The organism is Pseudoalteromonas sp. APAL1 (assembly GCF_021532475.1).
In the GTDB taxonomy this organism is placed as follows: Bacteria; Pseudomonadota; Gammaproteobacteria; order Enterobacterales; family Alteromonadaceae; genus Pseudoalteromonas; species Pseudoalteromonas lipolytica_C.
Map to the genome: position 1 here is coordinate 1 of NZ_JAKGAW010000093.1, position 4,348 is coordinate 4,348.

The 4,348-nt window shown below is 34.5% G+C and carries 3 protein-coding genes and 1 pseudogene; 3 read left to right on the forward strand and 1 reads right to left on the reverse strand.

Going from position 1 to position 4,348, the window contains the following annotated elements:
* The first annotated feature begins 474 nt into the window (after positions 1 to 474).
* Both L1264_RS21270 and L1264_RS21275 read left to right on the forward strand, forming a co-directional pair.
* On the forward strand, positions 475 to 2,397 hold the full coding sequence (locus L1264_RS21270) for an ORC-CDC6 family AAA ATPase (protein ID WP_235404633.1): 1,923 nt from the start codon (positions 475 to 477) through the stop codon (positions 2,395 to 2,397).
* Positions 2,398 to 2,515: 118 nt separating this feature from the next.
* Positions 2,516 to 3,268, forward strand: coding sequence for a hypothetical protein (locus L1264_RS21275; protein ID WP_199527280.1), 753 nt, complete (start codon positions 2,516 to 2,518; stop codon positions 3,266 to 3,268).
* A 341-nt stretch (positions 3,269 to 3,609) separates the two neighbouring features.
* Here L1264_RS21275 and L1264_RS21280 read toward each other — a convergent pair.
* A pseudogene (locus L1264_RS21280) lies at positions 3,610 to 3,891 on the reverse strand (site-specific integrase); the annotation flags it as partial.
* A 132-nt stretch (positions 3,892 to 4,023) separates the two neighbouring features.
* On the opposite strand from L1264_RS21280, the gene L1264_RS21285 reads away from it, so the two are divergent.
* Positions 4,024 to 4,348, forward strand: a 325-nt coding sequence (locus tag L1264_RS21285; RefSeq protein WP_235404635.1) for a zeta toxin family protein, incomplete at its 3' end; no start/stop codon positions are given.

The following is a 4,348-nucleotide window of genomic DNA, read 5'->3' on the forward strand; positions in this document are numbered from 1 at the left end:
CCTCAAATGCTTAAACAAAACATTTAAAGAACACGGTTAAAGATAACCGTCAATTTCCCTTGGTAATTAGCGATTACGACAGAATCGCGTGGTAATTAAAGTACGACAAAATCGCTTGGTGTTAACACAGTTAATGTGTAGTAGCTCATATTTAAACCGACAGTGTTAGTTGATTGATTTTGACCGTATCTGACAGACTGCATTGAGCGATGTATAGACATTGAAAAAGTATAATTTATTCCTGCTTTTTTGAGTTGGATCTGAATTTTGTTCGATTACATCATTAACCGCAGTTTTGGTGCAAAATAACAAGCTTATTTTCCAGCTATATTAATTGCTTATTTACAAAGGTAATTATTGGTGAAACTATTAGAGTATGTATTTTACGCAGTATTGGTGTGATATAAAGCACCACTACGGTGTTCAGTAAGTTGTTAAAAATTGGGTTGTTGTCAAAGCTAAAGGAAATAAACAATGAATGGACAAGAAAAACAAAAACTAAGAAGTGCTTTCGACTCTATACTTCGAGCGGATTATATAACCTTAGATAATTTAGGAGAGCTTGGTGACCTCGAAGAGTATTTCATTGATTTTTTCGGAATACTCCAAAGCTTGCTTCAAAAGCAAGATAACTTTGTCAGTGGCCGGAGAGGTACAGGCAAAACGACAAATCTTCTTAGAGGCTATTATGAATGTTTAAAGTCAATAGCACCAAAGCTAAAAGATAAGGAACGCTTGATACAAGACGATAAAGTACTTCCTATTTATATAGATTTAAGTACTTGTAATGATCTCTTCGACTCTAAAAATGACTTAAACCTAATAGAAATTCATTTCATACGCCAGATTATTGATTCGTTAAAAAAACAACTTAGCTTAATGTTTGAAGAGAAGTTTTTGGCCGTTTTTTCAAAGGAGAACCCCGCTCTAGATGACCTAGAGTATATTGAAAAAGTTTTAGTGGAAGGAATTACGCTTTCAACGTCTAAACAAGTTAGTTTATCAAGTGCTAGAAAAGCTACTGAAAGTTCAGAGATGGCTGCTAATATCTCAAGTACTACTTTAAAGGTTACTGGTAAACAAAATGAATCTTATGAGCTAGAGCAAAGTAAAACAGTAGAACAAATTAAAGGGCTTAATGTACAGGAGTTTCTTAATAAAATAAGTGACATAAAGAATAAAGCAGGTATTGACTCTATTTATGTATTTGTTGATGAATATTCCGATTTAAGTCCAAAAGCCCAAGCAACATTCAGTGCTCTTTTAAAATCGTTTCTAGGCTCTAGGATTGGTATGTTTTTTAAAGTCGGTGTAATCACCGACCGCTATGATTTTGGAGATCGAATTATTGTTGGGCGAGATATATTCCCAATTCCTCTAGATTTCAATGAATATGCTGACAGATACAATGGCGCAATTGCTGCAATCAATAAAACCCAAACTTTTGTTGAAAAATTAATAACTAAGCGAATTGAAAAGTTTTGCCCAAAATTGAAATTAACTGACGTATTCAAATCTAATTTTAGTGAAATTGTTTATAGGGTTACGCGGGAGACGCTAGGAGTTTCAAGAACTATAGGTATCATTCTGCAAAACGCTTTTGTCCAAGCTAGCTCTAATTCAGATGGTAAAATTGGTTTAGCTGAAATTAATTATGGCATTAGTAGTGCTAGAAAAACATATCAAAAGCAATTCACTGGTAGTGTTAAAAAACGTCTTGTGCCAGGCTATAATTTAGATATGTGGTCAGCAATTTTAGCTAAAGCGACTGAAGAGAAAAATAAATTTCCAGATCGGCCAGCAAGCCATTTCATGGCTGACCCTTTAAGAAAAGAATACTTAAACGTACTCTGTGAGAATTTCCTGATCCACTTTATATCTGAAAACGTTACATCAAAACATGGAGGAAACTATAACCTTTACTCAATTGATTATGATGTTTGTACTGAGTTTAATATTAAGTATGCCGATAAAAAAGATGAGTATACTCCTATAAGGTTTATTTATGATTCAGTGCTTGCTGAATTTGATCCTTACTTTCTAGAATCAAAACAAAAAAGCTACAAATGTCCAGAATGTGAAAAAATTTATGCTGAAGAAGATGTAAAGCAAGCAAAAGTTAAACGTTGTTTTGATGATGATGAGAAGTTAGTTGAAATAGTCCATCAAGACGCACCTGTTACAAATGGCAACTTTGCTGAAGTTGAAATAAGAATTTTGGGATTAATATCGCAACTATCGCCTGAAGAAGCATTAACAGCAAGAGAAGTTGCAGACTCTGTTGGTTGTACTATTCAAAAGGTAAGTGCATGGGCTGGTAAAGTTTTAGGTAAAAAGGGAGAGATAAAAATAGATAAATCATTTAGCCCGTATAAATATCATACGGCTGAAGCATAAAAATTTCTAATAAGTTTCTTAAATAGATGAAAATAGGTGGCTTTTGCTCGTTTCTGCCGGGTTTATAGCCAGTTATTTTATTAGTGTTAGCGAAGCGTAAGGCCTGTAAGGGATATATATGGAAAAAAGACTTATTACTCTTGGAATTTGCCAAGAAAAAGCTCGCAATGAATGTGTAAGTCGGTCAGTGCGAGAGCTTACCGATCTAAATAGGACTTATATGGAAGTATTTCGTGTTGTAAGTGATACCTTAAATCCAATATGGAATAATTACGAGCTAATGACTACTAAAGATTGGGGAGGCCCTGGCCATTTGATTTTAAATAACTCGGATATGCCAGGAGTTAGCAATAGAGAAAAGTTCGAATCTATCCTATCCGTTTTTGCATTGGGCTTAAGTCCAATTAAAACAATGATATTCGAAGGCTCCTATGTTCAATCATGTATATTACTTCGTTCAAATATTGAAACGATGGTTCAGCTTAAAAAGATCTTAGAAGATAAGTATAAAGATAAGCAAACACCTAGGATCTCTAATTTAGATGAAAAACTTCGAAGAATTTATAGTGATTTAACAGGGTTGGCTCATCTAGCTGATAGTGAGTTTTTAACTTATATCACGAAGGGAAAATACGATAATGGCGAAGAATTGCTGACACCATTACTAAGAACTCTTACGCCCCAATTCAACATTGATTTGAGTTCATTTCTGTTTTCGATTCATATAATTTGTTCAATCGAAACCGTTTTATTGATTGATGAGTATCTAAATAAAAATATACCTGAGAAGGTAATTGATAGCAGTGTTTTAGAACGCTTGAAAGAGCAGTGTGTAACAATATGGGAGACGTACCTCGCGGATGAGGCCTAATAATCAATTTAAGAGTTATTCCGAACACTTAGCATTTTCGGTTTTGATTACGTTTAGTGATTAAGACATTCAAATAATGGGTGAAGTATATGTGTGATTCGTACTTTAATTAGATGTTATTAAACGCATTCTTTCATAAAATGTTTATGGGAGAATGGCCGTTGCTGGCACACAAAAAATATTCACTGTCAGATTTAATAAAGCTCTTAAAATCAAATCTGACAGATTGGTTAAGATTTATTTTGTTAATGCTTATTTTAGTTTTATATTTGAGAAAAGCTTTTATGCTCCTCATAAACTTAATGGCTTTCAACTCTAATTTGTAGCAACGTAAATATGGTTTATCTTAAATAAACCTCAGTTATTTCAGCCCTGAAATGGCCTAGTTCCTGCGATACAGTTTCGAGAGCCGTTGCTCTACTTAAACCAAAGCTTCTTAGCTCTACCATTCTTTCTTGTGCGTAGCTATGCCTGAGGCCATGACCGCCATTTGAAAAGAAGAGTGTGCGATCAGATGCTTTTTAGAATGAGTATGACCATTTATGACCACCACCAATATCATAACGTTGCAAATAGTTAATTTCTCTATCACGAACCGTTATAGGCTGTGCTAAGCGCTTTTTTAAAGCTGGGAAAAGCGCTTATAAACATACAGAAACTCTAAAGAGGCTAATCGCATAGGATTTATTTTGAATTTAAATCACTTGCTAATAGGCACTCTAGGGACATAATAAAAAGATAGGGAAAGGCTTCATATGACACTTGATGAACTAGAACAACATGCCATAGCTTATGCTAAAAAACACAGAACACGTATTGCCCGTGAGTTAACAGACAAAAATCAGTTTCCTCCCGATACAAGACCGGTTTCTGTTTTTATGGCAGGTTCGCCCGGTGCTGGAAAAACGGAAGCTTCAAAAGCTTTTTTAGAAGAGATTGGTGCTGATAATGTACTCAGACTTGATCCCGATGAGTTAAGAGAGCAAATACCTGGTTACACAGGTGATAATTCTTATTTATTTCATCGTGCTGTATCTTTTATTGTAGAGAGGACACTTGACCTTGCTTTTAAAAATAAAC